Here is a 15,433-nt window from a genome sequence, read left to right as displayed (position 1 = left end):
AAACTGATGTCCAGACAAAATAAAGTCTATCCCGGTTTGGAGCAAGATGCTCATGCCGGCATGTCACCCACTGGAAATATCGTGCGTGATGCGCAGGTATTTGGGTTAATTCCCGAAACCGAAACCTGTATTGGTTGGAATGTAGATCGCATTGAACAGCTTTACGATCAGGTGACGGCGGCGTGGATGCCTTATGGTCATTTGGTGTCGCGCTTGCCAGATGAATTGCGCCAGCGCCATCAACGGATTTATACCGCTGCTATTACGCGAGCGCGGGCGCTGGGCTGGGATCCTGAATTGCCAGATGATGAATAACACATTAGAAAACGGCGGCAGTTTAATCCCATTATTCATTCACTGAATCGCAGGTTTTTAATAGAACGCGGCGCACGTTTTAATTCACCTCCCGCCGCGTTTTATTCACCATTCACACCGCATCATTCTGATCGCGCAATGCCGCAATGACCGGCGCGGTATTCGGTCGCACCCCGCGCCACAACCAAAACGCCTCCGCCGCCTGCTCGACCAACATGCCCAATCCGTCCAGCACTCGCGCCGCGCCGTGCGCTGTTCCCCAGCGACAAAACGGCGTGGCGGGCAGGTGCGCGGGGCGATAAATCAGGTCATACACCCACCCGCCGGCGGCCAAACAGTGCGCGGGCAGCGACGGCAGGTGCTGATCGGTCAAGCCGCTGGAGGTCGCATTGATAATCAAATCAAAGGGTTGCAGCGCGGTCAGCTCAGTCAAAGCGCAGGCGTCCACGGCCGCGTGCGTTTCCGCCAACTGTTGCGCTCGCGCCACAGTGCGATTGGCGACGGTCAAGTGCGCCAAGTCGCTGGTCAGCAACGCCGGCACCAATCCCCGCGCTGCGCCGCCCGCGCCGAGTAATAACACGCGGCGGTTGGTGAATTGAAAACCGTGATTGTCAATTAAATCACGCATGAATCCAATGCCGTCGGTATTATCACCGTGCAAGCGCCCGTCGTCGTGAATAATGAGCGTGTTAATAGCGCCAGCCAATTCAGCTCGCGGGCTGCGATCGGCTAATAATTGCCACGCTTGTTCTTTAAATGGTACGGTGACATTTAATCCCCGCCCGCCCATTGCAATAAAACCGCGCACATCACCGGCAAAGTCATCTAAATTGCCGAGAATGGCGCCGTATTCGAGCGCTTGATGGGTTTGATGCGCAAAGGTGGCGTGAATGCGCGGGGATAAACTGTGGGCAATTGGATTGCCAATAACGGCGTATTGATCGAGCATAGGCGGTGTATTGAATAAATAAAATAGTTGAGTTGATTCAATCAGTGACGGTCATTGAGAGCGAAATTCGGTAGAATCGCCCGTTCATGTTACCGAATTTTACCCATCCACTGCCGCAATTCTCAACCACTGTTATGCCACACACCACGCTCATTCGCCCCGAAATTCGCGCTTTAACTGCGTATCACGTCCCGCCGGCCGCGGGGTTAATTAAATTAGACGCAATGGAAAATCCCTACCCGTTGCCCGATGAATTGCGCGAGGCGTGGCTGACGGCGCTGCGCGATGTGCCGCTGAATCGTTATCCCGACCCGCGAGCGCAGGCGTTAATTGACACGTTGCGCGGTGCGTTGCAATTGCCCACGACGGCGGCGGTGTTATTAGGCAATGGCTCAGATGAGTTAATTCAAATGTTGGCGTTGGCATTAGCCAATTCTGAGCGGACGGTGCTGGCGCTGGAGCCGGGCTTTGTCATGTATCGCATGATTGCGTTATTTGCGGGATTGCAATACGTCGGCGTGCCATTGCGGGCGGCGGATTTTGCAATTGATCTTGAATTAACATTGGAGACCATTGCGCGAGTAAAACCGGTATTAACGTTCATTGCGTATCCGAATAATCCCACCGGCAATTTATTTGACACGGCGGCGATTGAACAGATTATTACCGCCAGCCCGGGACTGGTGGTCATTGATGAAGCGTATGCGCCCTTTACCGACGCTAGTTTTATTCACCAATTCAGCCGCTGGCCGAATGTATTGGTGTTGCGCACCGTTTCAAAAATGGGCTTGGCGGGATTGCGACTGGGCTATTTAATTGGTGCGCCGGAGTGGATTAACGAAATTGATAAAACGCGGCTGCCGTATAATATCAATGTATTAACGCAAGTCAGCGCAATTTTTGCATTGCAACACAAGGCGGTGTTTGATGCGCAAACGGCGCAGATTCGGCGGGATCGTGACCAGTTGTATGCGAGTTTGGCGAACTTACCCAATGTGCGTGTGTATCCGAGTGAGGCGAATTTTCTATTATTAAAAGTACCGAGCGGGCGGGCGCGGGCGGTGTTTGACGGATTAAAACAGCGCGGCTTGTTAATTAAAAATCTCGACGGCGCGCACCCATTTTTAACCGATCATGTGCGGATTACCGTTGGCACGGCGGATGAAAATGCGCAGTGCATTGCGGCGTTGCGGGTGCTGTTGGCGTGATGATTTGAATTAATGAGTCAACCGCCCGCTGCCGCTAATTGTTCACTCCGCAAACGCGCCTTGATCTGTTCAAACATAAAGCGATAATCATCATTTGCCCGCGAGCGCGGCGCGTATAATTGAATTGGGCAGCCGGCGTGGAATGCTTCGGCTAGTTTAATATCGCTACGAATGCCGGGTAATAGCCGCTGTTGCCCGAATTGCCGCGCTAATTGTTCACAGGTGCGGCGGTGCAATCCAATGCGGCTGTCAATTTGAATGGGTAATAAACCTAATAACCGTAAATTGGCATTACTGGTCATGGCAACGCGGAAAAATAGCCGCGCTAATTGCCGCACCCCTTCGCCCGCCAATGGATGTGGAATAAACGGAATCAATGCCGAAGACGCCGCCGTCAACGCATTTAATAGCAATGAATCCAGCGACGGCGGCGTATCCAAAATGATGATTTGATAAGTGTCAATGATCCCCGGTTGCGCCAATGCACGGGCGAGGCGCTGCTCATCCTCAACTGCCGTGTCGTGTTGAAAATCGACATCGCCCGGGATCAACTGCAACCGCTCCCAAAACGTCGGCACAATGGCGTTGGTCAACGCAAAGTCGGCGGCGATGGGGTTGAACAGGTGATGCGCGGTGGGTTGCTCTTCCGCCACGGTGATCCCTAAACCCAGCGCACAATGGCTTTGGGTATCTAAATCAATCAGCAAGGTGCGCTGACCGTCAATCGCAAAGCTGGCCGCCAGTGTCACGGCGGTGGTCGTTTTGCCGCTGCCGCCTTTGCGGTTGCTGACGGCGATGATGATTGGCGCAGTTGGTGTTACTTGATTCATGGTAATGCGGCCGGCAGAGCAGCAAATGCGTAGTATAAATTCACACATGGCGCCCCACATTATAGAATGGAATAAAAGTACAGCATTGGCAATTGTACAACAGCCTTAATTTTTTTTGATTTTTTCTAAGTCAATGGGTTAACTTGTATAGTTCAACTATATTCTCCCCTATCAATCGTATTGAGTGTTGCGCATGAACAACAGAATCCAAACGTATCTATTCCACCCCAGCCGAGCCAGCCGAGGGCAGTTATGGCACCGGCTGACCCTCGTTGCGACGTGTTTATTATTGCCGCTATTGACTACCAGCTGTGTCGAAAGTTTGCCGACTAAAGCTGCCGAACCGACTACGCCCCCTGCCAAGAAATCTGAGGTCAAACCCGCGCCGGCGGCGACCGTTGCGGCTGACACTAAACCTAAAAAGGCACGGGCGTCTGATCCGCTGCCCTGGCCGCCGAAAAAAGACAAATCCCCTAAACCCGCCCAAGAAGCCGCCTCCCCGCGTAAATTGTACGATTGGCGCGGCGATGGGCGGCGGGTGACGCGGATTGTTATCAATACCAGTGAACAAAAAGCCCATTTTTACGATGGTGAAACCGAAATCGGCTGGTCAACGGTGGCGACTGGCACTAAAACCCATCCAACCCCGGTGGGGGAATTTGAAGTGCTGGAAAAAGTGGCCGACAAAGAATCCAATTTGTACGGCAAAATTTACAATCGTGCCGGTAAAGTGGTCAAAAGCGACGCCGTGTTGGGGCGTGACAAAATTCCGCCCGGTGGGCGCTTTGTCGGCGCCAAAATGCCCAATTTTCTGCGCATGACGTATGACGGCGTCGGGATGCACGCCGGTCTAATCCCGCGTCCGGGCAGCCCCGCTTCACACGGCTGCGTGCGAATGCCCGAACAAGTGGCCGATAAATTGTACGACCAGGTAACGATGGGCGCGAAGGTGTCGGTGGTCGGTCACGGGCCGGATTATGGCAATTATGCCTCGCGTGCCAAAGAACAGCGGCGCGCTCAGGAACAGGCACGGCGGGTGGCTGCTGCGAAGGCGGCGGAACGTGAACGTGAACGAAAACAGGCGGCGGCGCGACGGTTGGCGGCGAATAAGGCGGCGAAAGTTGCTTCAGCTGCAACGGCAGCGCCACAAAGTTCCGTCACCACGACGCCACTGGAGACAGTTGCCGATGCTGCGCCACCAGCGCCGGCGGTCACTTCACCAGCACCACCGGTGGTCACGCCGACCGCGCCAACGCCCAGTGCCATTTCGGCCGCACCACCGTCAACACCAACTCCTGCTGTGCCATCAGCCGTGACACCCGCGCCGCCGCCAGTTGTTGCCGCACCAGCCATCACACCGCCAGTTGTCACGGCTGCACCTGCGCCAGTAGCGGCGCCGCCACCGGTTGCGGTGCAAACTGTGACACCCGCGCCAGCGCCCGTGGTGTCACCGCCCGTTGTCGCACCACCACCCGTTGTCGCGCCACCGCCACCGGTGCCAAGTCCAGCGGTCACCACGCCACCCGTGACACCAGCCGCCGCCGAACAAAATGCGCCGCCGCCCCCACCGCCGGTGAATCAAAACCCTGGTGTGTGGCGCTCACCTGAGCAAAATACGCCGGAATCAACCAGCCCGCAGTTACGCTTGGTACAACAACGGGCCGCCGCGATTTAATTTGACGGCGCGGTTAATTAACATTCAATTGCACGACGCGGTGATTTGCCGCGTTTTCATGGTGCAGGAACGGTATTATTAATGATGCAAATTACTGGGAAAATTATTGAAATCTTGCCGCTTAAATCGGGGACGTCAGTACGCGGTAATCAGTGGCGCTGTCAAGAGTACATTCTTGAAACCACTGGGGATTATCCGAAAAAGATTTGTGTGACAGTTTGGGGTGATCGCATTGATGCGTTTTCATTACAAATGGCACAGCAGGTCGCTATTGAAATTGAATTAGAAAGCCGCGAATATAACGGACGGTGGTACACGACCGTTCGGGCCTATAAGGTGCGGCCACTTGAATTGTACTCTGACAACGGTGCGCCCTCTGGGTTTGATAATGAACCACCCTTTCCTGATGACGGCATGTATCCGTTTTAATCATTAGCGTTCGTTCTGATGGTTTAATTGCTCGTTCCCAGGCGCCAGCGTGGGAACGCAATTGATCTTAAAAATTCAATTCAGTTAGACTTCGCCGTGCGTCAATTCTAGCTGAATTGATTTAACCGCTTTCAACCGCGCTGTGATTTATCCTTCCAATAGCCGGTTCAGCGTCTCAACTAATAACCGAATATCCAATGGTTTAGTGAGATACGCATCAAATCCCGCCGCAATGCCGCGCTCGACATCACTCAAGGTCGCATTCGCCGTCAAGGCCACCACTGGAATAGCGCGAGTAACTGGATCAAGGCGCAGTGCCGTCAGGGCGGCGTAGCCATCCATCCCGGGCATGTTGATGTCCATCAAAATCAGGTCGGGGCGTTGCGTGCGCGCCAATTCCAATCCCAGCGCCGCACTGGGCGCACTCAAGGCAAAAATGTCACCGCGCCGTGCAAATAACCGCTCCATCAGTTTCAGATTGGCCGGATTGTCTTCAATTTGCAACACGGTGTAGCGCGGGCAGCCGGCGCAAGTTGTCCACTCGTCGGTGGCGGTCAAATCGGCGCTAATCGCCTCAGCTGACAACATCAGATCCGGTTCGACGCCCGGCAATTCGATCCAAAACTGGCTGCCCTGCCCGACCGTGCTATCCACGCCAATTTGCCCTTGCATCGCCTCGGTCAGGCGCTGACACACCGTCAAGCCAATGCCCGTGCCTTCAATCGCCGCATCTTCTGTGACCAGGCGGGTGAACGGTTGAAATAAAGTCTCTAAATGTTCCGCCGCGATGCCGGCGCCGGTGTCGGTGATGGTCAAGCGAATCATGGCGGCGCGGCGCTCGGCGGTAATAATCACTTGGCCGTTGACATGATTATATTTAATCGCATTAGACAGCAAATTAATAATAATTTGTTTTAACCGAATACGGTCAGCGTACACCACCAATCCCAACAGCGTGTGGGCTTGAATAGATAAGCGAATACCACGCGGCTCGGCCAACGGCGTTAACAGCGATTGACATTCCTCCGCCACCGCCAGCAATGCCACCGGTTCAATGGTTAAATCAATTTTACCCGCTTCAATCCGCGCTAAATCCAATACGCCGTTAATCAATTCTAATAAATGGCGGCCGGCGCGGAGAATTTCTTGGACACTCTCATGTTGTTCAGCGTTCAAATGCGCATCGTATTCAAGCAATTGCGCAAATCCCAATACCGCGTTCATTGGCGTGCGCAATTCATGACTCATTGACGACAGGAATTCTGATTTCGCTTGACTGGCACGTTCCGCCGCTTCTTTGGCATGACGCAAATCCGTTTCAATACGGCGCGTTTCGGTCACATCTTGATGACTGACCACCACTCGTGGATCATTTTCTGATGCGCCCTGTAATGGCGTGACGCGCACCAAATACACAATCTCTTCACACTCGACGGGGCCGTGTATTTCGGTTTCAAAGCCCGGTAAATTACCCGACAACACATCACGAATACCCTGCACTAAGCGCGCACTATCCGCCCGCCCTTGCTCGGCAAATGCAATATGTAAATTTAAATAATTATTACCCGTTAATAATAAATTGTGATTGTTTGTTAAACACCGCCCGCGTTGCCGCCACGAACGGTTAATTGACAAAATGACGCCCTGCGCATCAATCACGCAAATCAACGCACACAGCGAATCAATCACCGCTTTAATTTCACGCCGCGCCCGCTTTTCCACCATTTCCGCTTGTTTAAGGCGCGAAATATCTTGAATGACGCCCAGCATTCGCAATGGCTGGTGCTGTTGATCAGCAATGATATTGCCGCGTAATAAGAGCCAGCGTAATCCACCATCGGGTTGAATCACGCGGAATTCTTCATCGCATAATTCACAGCCCCGCAAGCAGTATTCAATCGCATCGCGTAATTGATCGCGGTCTTTGGGATGAATGAGCGCAAAGAGTGGTGCTAATCCGCTATTGGCGGGTAGGATTTCACCACCTAATAACGTGGTCAATTGCTCCGAATAAAACAGCGTGTTGCTTTGGATATTCCAATCCCATAATCCAATATTGGCAAAGGCTTGACTGCGGCTTAACCGTTCTTCACTCAATCTTAATGATGCTACGACCTGATGATAGGCGCTCATATCTTGACCCGTGCCAATTAACACTTCCGTGTCGTTAATCCGGCGACGGTCGGCGCGCAAATATAATGGAATGCGTTCACCGGCGGTGGTGAGCAATTGGAATTCTTGCGCAATTGGAATGCCGTCATTAAACGCGGCGGTGAAGGCGCGGGTGATTTCAGCGCGTTGTTCTGGCACGAATAAATCGGGTGCTAATAATTGTTTAACCGCTTCGGTATTCCAGCCGGTCAGATCAAGCAATCTGGTATTAAACTCAATTAAATGCAGTTGCTGGTCAATCATATAAAACAGCGCCGGCACCGCATCGAGCGCGGCTTGAATAAAATCGCGCTCGGCGCGCAGGGCATCTTGTGCTTGCAACCGCTCGGTAATGTCTTTTTGCACACCGACATAATGCGTAATCTCGCCAATGTCATCCCGCACCGGCGCAATGCTGACTTCATTCCAAAATGCGCTGCCGTCTTTACGATAATTGCGCAAAACCACTTGAGTACTGCTACCGCTTTTTAACGCATCACGAATTGCATTAATCGCAGTTTGCGTTTGTTCATTGCCTTGTAAAAACCGGCAATTCTGCCCAATGACATCCGCGGCGCGATAACCCGTAATCATTTCAAATGCTTGATTGACATAAACCAATGGCATGTCGGGCAGACGCGCATCTGAAATCGTCACACCATTATTGATCGCTTCTAAAGCACGCGCTTGCCAACGCAATTGCTCGGCTTGCCGTTTAATTGGTGTGACGTCGGTGCGCATTGCCATGTACGCATACGGCTGACCGTTGCCGTCAATCAGCGGCACGATGGTGGATAGCACCCAAAACAATTCACCGTGCCGATTGCGATTGCACAGTTCACCGCGCCAAATCTGTCCACTGGTAATGGTCTGCCAGAGCGTCTGATAAAACGGTTGGTCGTGTAACCCTGATTGCACCAGATGATGCGTTTTGCCCAACAGTTCGTGACAGTGATAGCCGCTGAGGGTGCAGAAATTCTGATTGGCGTGAATAATCCGCCCGCGCCCGTCGGTGATACTGATGATGACGTGGGTATTTAACGCCTGGGTTTGCGCTTGCAACCCACGCAGCGCCAGCGTCAGGGCGCCGCAGGTATCACGATTGCGCCGCACTTCGCGCAGGCGGGTGGCGACCAAATCAAATAAGCGTTGCTTGATAACCGGGGTGTCAAGTAATTCCACCGTCCGCCAGTCGGTCAGCGTCGGGTCAGCGGGGAGGGGCGACGCGGCGGCGGTGCGCAAAAAAATGAAACTGCACAGGGCGTAGCGCTCTTCACCGCGAATCACGGCGGCTAACTCGCTCCCGCTGCCATCGGGTAACTCGGCGGGTAAAATCACCACCTCGGCGGCGAAGTGTTCCAGCGCGGTGAATACCTGTTGCACCTTCGGTTCGTGATGCACCAGTGCGCCGGCCGCGGTTAACAGGTCAGCACAGCGTTGCAGTTGCGCATCGTCACCGAGGAGCAAAATGCGGGCGCTGTGGGCGCGCTCGTCGGTGTCTAAAAATTCCGCCAAGCTGTGTAACAGGTGCGCCGAGTTGATTGGCCGCGTCAGGTAACGCTGCGCCCCGGCACGAATCATTGCCAACCGTTCGGTCACTTGAACTTGATTGCCGATTACCAAAATCGGCAGGCGGGCGGGTAGCACTGATCGCGCTTGTGTCAGCAGTGCCAATTCCTCTGCCGCGGTGGCCGGCGCGCCGGTATCAAGTAGCAGTACCCCGGGGGTTGGGGCGCTCTGGTCAATTTCACGCGGGTCACGGATGGTTTGTAAGGCACAGCCGATTTCTGATAACAGTTGCGCCAGCCATAAACTGGAGTCGAGGTCATGCGCCCATAACCAAACTTGCCCGCTCGTCCAGTCAGGGAAGTGGGAGGTGGTCGTAGTAGTCAAAAATGGCAGTGGTGTGGAAGCGCGATCTAAAGTGAACAAAACAATTAGCCTGCTGTCGGCGAGGTGGAATATGGCAGTTGCTCATCGGTGTGCCAAACATAGACGGCTTCGACCTGAGCGCCATTGTGACTGTAGGTGACGGATTGACACAGATCACGCACGAGCGGGATACCCCGTCCCCAAAAACGGACGGCGTCGTCAATCGAACCAGTGGGCAGATGTTGTGAGTCAAATCCCGGGCCGCTGTCACGCACCATGATGTGAATACAGCCACCGGGGTCGTGCGGTTCATAACAGAGGCGCAGCGTAATTTGCCCGTGACAATGGTCAACCAAGCGCCGCGCCCGTTCTAGGTAGTACTCTTCAAAGCCTTCTTGCGTGGCTTTCATGCGCGAATCCAAGCCTAAAATACCGTGTTCCAGCGCATTAGTATAAAGTTCCGAGACAATGGTTTGCAAAGGGCCTAAATGGGGTTCAATGCCATTTAATAATCCCAATGGCTGTAATACTTGCCCGAGTGTTGGCATATCAACCAATCGCTCATCATGTAATTCTAATAACCAGCACCAACTGGCGGTGGATAACGGACAACACAACGGATGGGTGGCGGCAAATAAACTGGGATTTAACGGCAATTCAACAATGGCAATATCATCGCGCTGTTCGGCATTGGCAATATGGGCATCGAGCGTTGTGATTAAACGCGGCATCATTGCCTCGCCCGGCTGCCATTCCACCAGCAACTTTTTGAATTGCTGATCGCCAAACATTTGCTCATCACTATTATTCGCTTCAACCAAGCCGTCGCTCATTAACAGCAGACGGTCAGCCGTATTGATGGTCAAACACCGCGGCACCCCCAACTCACCGAGTTCGGGTAAAATGCCTAATGGCAATGCGTAAGACTCCAATTCTAATAATTCAGTTTGCGTCCGCAGCCAACCACTGGGCATTCCACCATTCCACCAACGTAATTGATGATCGTGGCCAGAAATGGAAATTAAACAGGCGGCCATAAACCGATCGGCGGGCAACATTTGATAGAGTTTGCGATTAATTTCAGCTAATAGCTTACGCTCATCAACACCTTTGCGCGTCATGGTATGAAACACATCCGCGACGGGTAAAGCGCCAATAGCAGCCGCCAATCCGTGACCGGTGAAATCCCCAACTAAAATGCGTAATCCACCATCGGGCGCATGTTGAGTTAAAATGACATCGCCACTGAATAATGCCGCCGGGCGTAAAACGACATTCAAATTGTCTAATCGCACATTATTGGCATTGACCGCTCGGGTGAACACGCGCTCGGCCAATTCTTGTTCCTCGCGGTCTTGTTCTAATAACGCCGATAGCGCGACATTTTTTGCATGAATGGTGCGCTGCAAATCCCGCACCCGTTCCATTGCTTTAATGCGCGCTTTGAGAATACCCAAACTAAAGGGTTTAGTGAGAAAATCATCTCCGCCCGCCTCCGTGCATTCAATTAATGACTTTTCATCCCGCAACGCGGTCAAAAAAATCACCGGCACAAAGTTCACACCCGCCATTTGTTTTAATTGACGGGTGGTTTCAAAACCATCCATACGCGGCATCATCACATCCATAAACACGATGTCGGCCGAATGTTGGGCGAATAACTCTAATGCTTTATAGCCATCATACGCTTCGTGGGTTGCAAAGCCTTCGCGCCGCAACATCTGAGTTAATAGCCGACAGTTTGCCGGCTCATCATCAACAATCAATGCTGTCCCCCGCATCCCAGGTGGGACATGAGTGACAATTGGCATTGGTGAATTCAGTAATGGCAAACCGTTAGGTGGCATGAATATGATAACTCTCAATCAAGAATAAACAGGCGTTCAAAATTAGCGATTTTTAATACGCGCCGCACATCTTCACTACAACCCGTGATGCGCACCGGTGCCGCCTCACCGCCGGCATGTTCACGCAATAATAACAACATGCCTAAAGCAGAACTATCTAAATAGGTTGCTTCAGATAAATCCACAACAAAACGGTTATGATTGGTGGAAATATCTCGATACGCATCACGGAATGCCTTGTGTTGCGCAAAATCAAACCGTCCTTCAATGGTGATAATAATTTGATTATTTTGATCGTCAACGTGACGTTTAACAGTCATAATCCAGCATACTCCAAATTGAAAAGTGAATAGACTCTACGAAAACATGTGAGTTTAGCAGTATTTTTGTGGACGTGCTGTCATTAGAATAATTCCAACTCACCGGCCGACATTGACTGTTGAATAACAGGACGATGCGATGCCGCCTTCACTTCCGTTTGCAACGCCTGCAAACGAATGCGCGCCTCCTCGGTCTGCGCCGCTGATTGCTCCTGTTGTAACACGGGTAATTGCCGCAGTTCACTCACAAAGCGATCCATAAAATCAAGGCGTTGTTGCGCTTGTTCAAGCACCTGCCGCGTAATGTCTTCAAACTGTAACAACCGTAATGCCGCATCAATATTCCCATGTAAATTTTCAACAACACCATTCAAATCATCTAATGTTAATGACATGGCTTGATTCATTCTTTGCACCTTATTACTGACATCATCCATATAGCCTTTCGCTGTAATTGACATGCTCATATCTTGCGATGCCATTCGCCCGACAATCGTGCGGGTTTCGGAAAAAATGTGTTGTGATTGCAAAATTTGTTCACGAATTTCTTCATTAAACTGCGCCGAATCCTGGGATAATTTGCGAATCTCTTGTGCCACCACTGCAAATCCCCGCCCAGCTTCACCTGCCCGCGCTGCTTCAATTGCTGCATTTAATGCTAACAAATTCGTTTGTCGGGCAATTTTATTTGCGCTATCCAACAATTTAAAGATGTTATCCATCTGCGTAGTTAAATCATCAACTTGATGCGCCACTTGGACGCTATGCTTACCCATGTCAATTAAGCGCTCGATATTTTCAGTCAACAATCGGCTGTTTTGTTCTAAAAATGAATTGATGTCAATGGTCTCTTGACGCTCGTTAGTTTCATTAGTCATGCCTTGAATTAATCGCATGACCAACTGTTGTTGGGTTTCTGATCCGTGCAATAAACCGGTGAAATTCGTTTGCAAATCAACGACGGCATCGGCAATTAAATTGGTCACTTGTACAATCATCTGCCGCAGTTCAGTCATTTCGGGAGCGATTAACCGGTCAATGTCTATCACCAATGACCAAAGCTGCTGTTCTGAATTCAAGACGGGTTGTTGTTTATTCCCCGGGAATGCTGCCCGAGTCACGGCTTGAATTGACGCCGGCGGATGATACCAAGTTGATAATGACCAAATGATTAAAACGATTAGCACCATCAACCAAGCGGGACTCCAACTGGGTAAAACAACACTGAATAAACAAACTCCCGCGCTAGACAGCAGTGCTGGCCAATGGATTAACAAATGCTGCATTACTCATGCCTATTGGTGATAAAGGTTGCGCCACGGTGTGACGAAGCTTCATTAAATTAAGCGACGGTACCGGTTTATCAGTTTTCAATCAGACAGACGTGGCGGAGTTGATGATGTATTGAAAATTGCATGAATTAAATCACACCATGCTATTGACTGATATTGCAATAAGTTATCCGCTTGAAACTAGACAGTCGTTTGCAACTTTATAATTCGCATCACCACCGCTTGTGTTGTTTGCCATTCCCAAGCAATATCGTAATCCAATAATCGCAGATTAAACTGGGTGCGTTGCGGATACCTATCCATATAACCGGGACGCGGGTCCTGCGCAATGACTTGCATAATTAAGTCGCGTAATTGTTGCCGCTCATCAGGATCATAACTAACTAATTGCTGCTGTGCAGTCTGACTGAACACCACCGGCAGCAGCGGCGCAGGGCTGGGTGGGTGTGCAAATCCACCCAGCGCGGTCGGGATGCTGTCGGTGTATGGGACGTAGGGTTTGACATCAAGTACGGGTGTTCCGTCAAGCAAATCAACACCTTGCAAACATAATGCTAAACCTTGCGTGGTGCGTTCTAGACCGCGATGGGCAACGGCGGAGATACCAATCGGGTTGGGTCGGTAGGGGGCGCGACTGGCAAAAACGCCGACCTTTGCCCGTCCACCGAGGCGAGGAGGGCGTACCATCGGGTGCCAATCGGCAGTGAGACAATCCGCGTGAAAGACAAAAATGAGCCAAACGTGCGAAAAACCGTCGAGTGCCACAAAGGCTTCCTCGCGGTCATAAGGTGGCAGCAATTGTAACCGCGCCGTTGCAGCTTCGACTAGCCGGGGTTGGCGTGGAATACCGAATTTGTCATTAAAAGGCGACCGCACAATACCAATTGGTTTAAATGTAAATTGCATTGATTAATACCGCCGTTGTGTCATTCGATCAGGGTTGATGCCACAGTGTGTTAAAATCAACGCTTTATTATTTAACCACCACACCGTCGTATGTCCACACCCACCAGCGTTTTTCATTCCACCGTTCATACGGTTCATTCACCAGAACGCACCACCGCATTGCATCATTGGTTGGCACAGGTGCAGCCGAATAGTACTGCCGCACATTTAATTAACATCGCCGGCGATGCTAGTAGTCGGCGTTATTTTCGCCTCCAATCGCAAGATCAATCACACATTGTAATTGATGCACCGCCCGCGACCACAAATAACGCCAATTTTATTCGCATGGCAACCGCTTTGCGGCACATTGGTTTGAATACTCCAACTATCATTTCCAGTGATTTAACACAAGGGTTTTTATTAATCAGTGATCTGGGGCAACAGCATTATCTTGACCAATTAACACCCGTCACTGTTGACCGTTTATATGGTGACGCCCTCGCCGCGCTCATTGTTTTACAAGCCGCCGGACCAATGGAGGAATTACCGCACTACGATGCCGCCTTATTACAACGCGAATTAACCATATTTCTTGACTGGCTCGTCACGGCGTGGTTGCAATACCCACTCACCACCGCCCAGCATCAGTTATTTAATGAAGTCAGCACCGTTTTAATTGCCAGTGCATTAGAGCAACCGCAGGTGTGTGTGCATCGTGATTATCACTCGCGCAATTTAATGGTCACATCAACTGCCAACCCCGGCATTTTAGATTTTCAAGATGCGGTCGTTGGTCCCGTCACTTACGATTTAATGTCATTATTGCGCGATTGTTATATTGCATGGCCAACTATACATGTTGAAGAATGGGCATGGGGTTATTTCAACCTCGCCGTGCAATCCGGCATTGTACGTCCACAACATGAGACCAAATGGTGGCAATGGTGCGATTTAATGGGAATGCAGCGGCATTTAAAAGCAGCAGGGATTTTTGCACGATTAGCAATACGCGATGGCAAGCGCGGGTATTTAATACATATCCCGCGTACCCTGAATTATGTGACTACTGTCGCTACCCATTATCCGTCATTAATCACATTTGGGCAATGGCTACAAGATGAGTTATTACCTCGCATTAATGCTGCGCTGCGTGTTGCTTAACTTGGTTTGGGTCACGCGGAATGATTATTAAAGTGATGATGAAGCTATTTTAGCGCAATCAAATAAAGCACATTGTAACATGTGGTAAAACGCATCGCCTCAATTCGGTAATAAACACAATTGATGCGGTTGACATGTTCACCGCATCCTCCCCTCATAAACCTGTGAATTATTATCAATGAACCATGCTATTCAACAGTATCAACGCCAATTAGATGATTTACGCCGCGTGGCGGGCGCCGATAATGAAGGCAGCTTACGCGCTGCGTTTCAACAATTATTAGAAACGCTCGGCCATGAACAGCAATTAATTCTGGTGAACGAATACGAAATCAAAACACTGGCAGGCAATACGATTCGCGTCGATGGTGCGCTGGTAGATCGGTTGCGATTGACACATGGCTATTGGGAAGCGAAAGATGCAAAAGATCATTTGGATAAAGAAATTACCGCTAAATTTGCGAAAGGTTATCCCCGAGATAATATCATTTTTGAG

Annotated in this window: 13 protein-coding genes; 6 read left to right on the top strand and 7 right to left on the bottom strand. The window is 51.0% G+C overall.

Annotation, left to right across the window (positions count from 1 at the left end; translation table 11 throughout):
• Positions 1-6: 6 nt before the first annotated feature.
• Positions 7-315, top strand: coding sequence for a hypothetical protein (locus tag HUK38_RS12460; RefSeq protein ID WP_182584658.1), 309 nt, complete (start codon positions 7-9; stop codon positions 313-315).
• A 112-nt stretch (positions 316-427) separates the two neighbouring features.
• On the opposite strand, the gene aroE is transcribed toward HUK38_RS12460, so the two are convergent.
• The gene (gene aroE, locus HUK38_RS12455) at positions 428-1,264 is read right to left on the bottom strand and encodes a shikimate dehydrogenase (RefSeq protein WP_182584657.1); all 837 of its coding nucleotides are present in this window, start codon (positions 1,262-1,264) and stop codon (positions 428-430) included.
• Between the two features lie 134 nt (positions 1,265-1,398).
• Between aroE and hisC the strand changes: the two genes are divergently transcribed.
• Positions 1,399-2,472 (top strand): histidinol-phosphate transaminase, encoded by a 1,074-nt coding sequence (gene hisC, locus HUK38_RS12450; protein WP_182584682.1) that lies wholly within the window; start codon positions 1,399-1,401, stop codon positions 2,470-2,472.
• A 17-nt stretch (positions 2,473-2,489) separates the two neighbouring features.
• Here the strand turns inward: hisC and HUK38_RS12445 are convergent, their stop codons facing one another.
• A complete protein-coding gene (locus HUK38_RS12445) occupies positions 2,490-3,302 on the bottom strand; it encodes a ParA family protein (protein ID WP_182584656.1) in 813 nt (270 codons plus the stop codon).
• 193 nt (positions 3,303-3,495) lie between these two features.
• Between HUK38_RS12445 and HUK38_RS12440 the strand changes: the two genes are divergently transcribed.
• Both HUK38_RS12440 and HUK38_RS12435 read left to right on the top strand, forming a co-directional pair.
• Positions 3,496-4,977: a L,D-transpeptidase gene (locus tag HUK38_RS12440; RefSeq protein ID WP_182584655.1), complete on the top strand. Its 1,482-nt coding sequence runs from the start codon at positions 3,496-3,498 to the stop codon at positions 4,975-4,977.
• An 81-nt stretch (positions 4,978-5,058) separates the two neighbouring features.
• A complete protein-coding gene (locus HUK38_RS12435; protein WP_202985561.1) occupies positions 5,059-5,406 on the top strand; it encodes a DUF3127 domain-containing protein in 348 nt (115 codons plus the stop codon).
• A gap of 147 nt (positions 5,407-5,553) precedes the next feature.
• On the opposite strand, the gene HUK38_RS12430 is transcribed toward HUK38_RS12435, so the two are convergent.
• The 5 genes from HUK38_RS12430 to tsaA form a co-directional block, all read right to left on the bottom strand.
• Positions 5,554-9,489 carry a PAS domain S-box protein gene (locus HUK38_RS12430; RefSeq protein ID WP_182584654.1) on the bottom strand — a complete coding sequence of 1,312 codons (3,936 nt, stop codon included), beginning with the start codon at positions 9,487-9,489 and terminating at the stop codon, positions 5,554-5,556.
• A gap of 5 nt (positions 9,490-9,494) precedes the next feature.
• Positions 9,495-11,240, bottom strand: coding sequence for an ATP-binding SpoIIE family protein phosphatase (locus HUK38_RS12425; RefSeq protein WP_182584653.1), 1,746 nt, complete (start codon positions 11,238-11,240; stop codon positions 9,495-9,497).
• A gap of 50 nt (positions 11,241-11,290) precedes the next feature.
• Positions 11,291-11,596 (bottom strand): STAS domain-containing protein, encoded by a 306-nt coding sequence (locus HUK38_RS12420; protein ID WP_182584652.1) that lies wholly within the window; start codon positions 11,594-11,596, stop codon positions 11,291-11,293.
• Positions 11,597-11,679: 83 nt separating this feature from the next.
• Entirely contained in the window at positions 11,680-12,882 is a 1,203-nt protein-coding gene (locus tag HUK38_RS15420) for a methyl-accepting chemotaxis protein (RefSeq protein WP_182584651.1), read from the bottom strand.
• A gap of 186 nt (positions 12,883-13,068) precedes the next feature.
• On the bottom strand, positions 13,069-13,794 hold the full coding sequence (tsaA, locus tag HUK38_RS12410) for a tRNA (N6-threonylcarbamoyladenosine(37)-N6)-methyltransferase TrmO (protein WP_182584650.1): 726 nt from the start codon (positions 13,792-13,794) through the stop codon (positions 13,069-13,071).
• Positions 13,795-13,884: 90 nt separating this feature from the next.
• Between tsaA and HUK38_RS12405 the strand changes: the two genes are divergently transcribed.
• Both HUK38_RS12405 and HUK38_RS12400 read left to right on the top strand, forming a co-directional pair.
• Entirely contained in the window at positions 13,885-14,937 is a 1,053-nt protein-coding gene (locus tag HUK38_RS12405; protein ID WP_182584649.1) for an aminoglycoside phosphotransferase family protein, read from the top strand.
• A gap of 178 nt (positions 14,938-15,115) precedes the next feature.
• Positions 15,116-15,433, top strand: a 318-nt coding sequence (locus HUK38_RS12400; protein WP_202985560.1) for a hypothetical protein, incomplete at its 3' end; no start/stop codon positions are given.

This window comes from Thiospirillum jenense (assembly GCF_014145225.1).
GTDB classification, from domain to species: Bacteria; Pseudomonadota; Gammaproteobacteria; order Chromatiales; family Chromatiaceae; genus Thiospirillum; species Thiospirillum jenense.
The sequence above is the reverse complement of the archived record's forward strand: the minus strand, read 5'-3'. Positions and strand labels throughout refer to the sequence as shown.

Bases quoted from the DNA above. Each gene is read 5' to 3' on its own strand.
- HUK38_RS12460 (WP_182584658.1), top strand. From the start codon at position 7: ATGTCCAGACAAAATAAAGTCTATCCCGGTTTGGAGCAAGATGCTCAT.
- aroE (WP_182584657.1), bottom strand. From the start codon at position 1,264: ATGCTCGATCAATACGCCGTTATTGGCAATCCAATTGCCCACAGTTTA.
- hisC (WP_182584682.1), top strand. From the start codon at position 1,399: ATGCCACACACCACGCTCATTCGCCCCGAAATTCGCGCTTTAACTGCG.
- HUK38_RS12445 (WP_182584656.1), bottom strand. From the start codon at position 3,302: ATGAATCAAGTAACACCAACTGCGCCAATCATCATCGCCGTCAGCAAC.
- HUK38_RS12440 (WP_182584655.1), top strand. From the start codon at position 3,496: ATGAACAACAGAATCCAAACGTATCTATTCCACCCCAGCCGAGCCAGC.
- HUK38_RS12435 (WP_202985561.1), top strand. From the start codon at position 5,059: ATGATGCAAATTACTGGGAAAATTATTGAAATCTTGCCGCTTAAATCG.
- HUK38_RS12425 (WP_182584653.1), bottom strand. From the start codon at position 11,240: ATGCCAATTGTCACTCATGTCCCACCTGGGATGCGGGGGACAGCATTG.
- HUK38_RS12420 (WP_182584652.1), bottom strand. From the start codon at position 11,596: ATGACTGTTAAACGTCACGTTGACGATCAAAATAATCAAATTATTATC.
- HUK38_RS15420 (WP_182584651.1), bottom strand. From the start codon at position 12,882: ATGCAGCATTTGTTAATCCATTGGCCAGCACTGCTGTCTAGCGCGGGA.
- tsaA (WP_182584650.1), bottom strand. From the start codon at position 13,794: ATGCAATTTACATTTAAACCAATTGGTATTGTGCGGTCGCCTTTTAAT.
- HUK38_RS12405 (WP_182584649.1), top strand. From the start codon at position 13,885: ATGTCCACACCCACCAGCGTTTTTCATTCCACCGTTCATACGGTTCAT.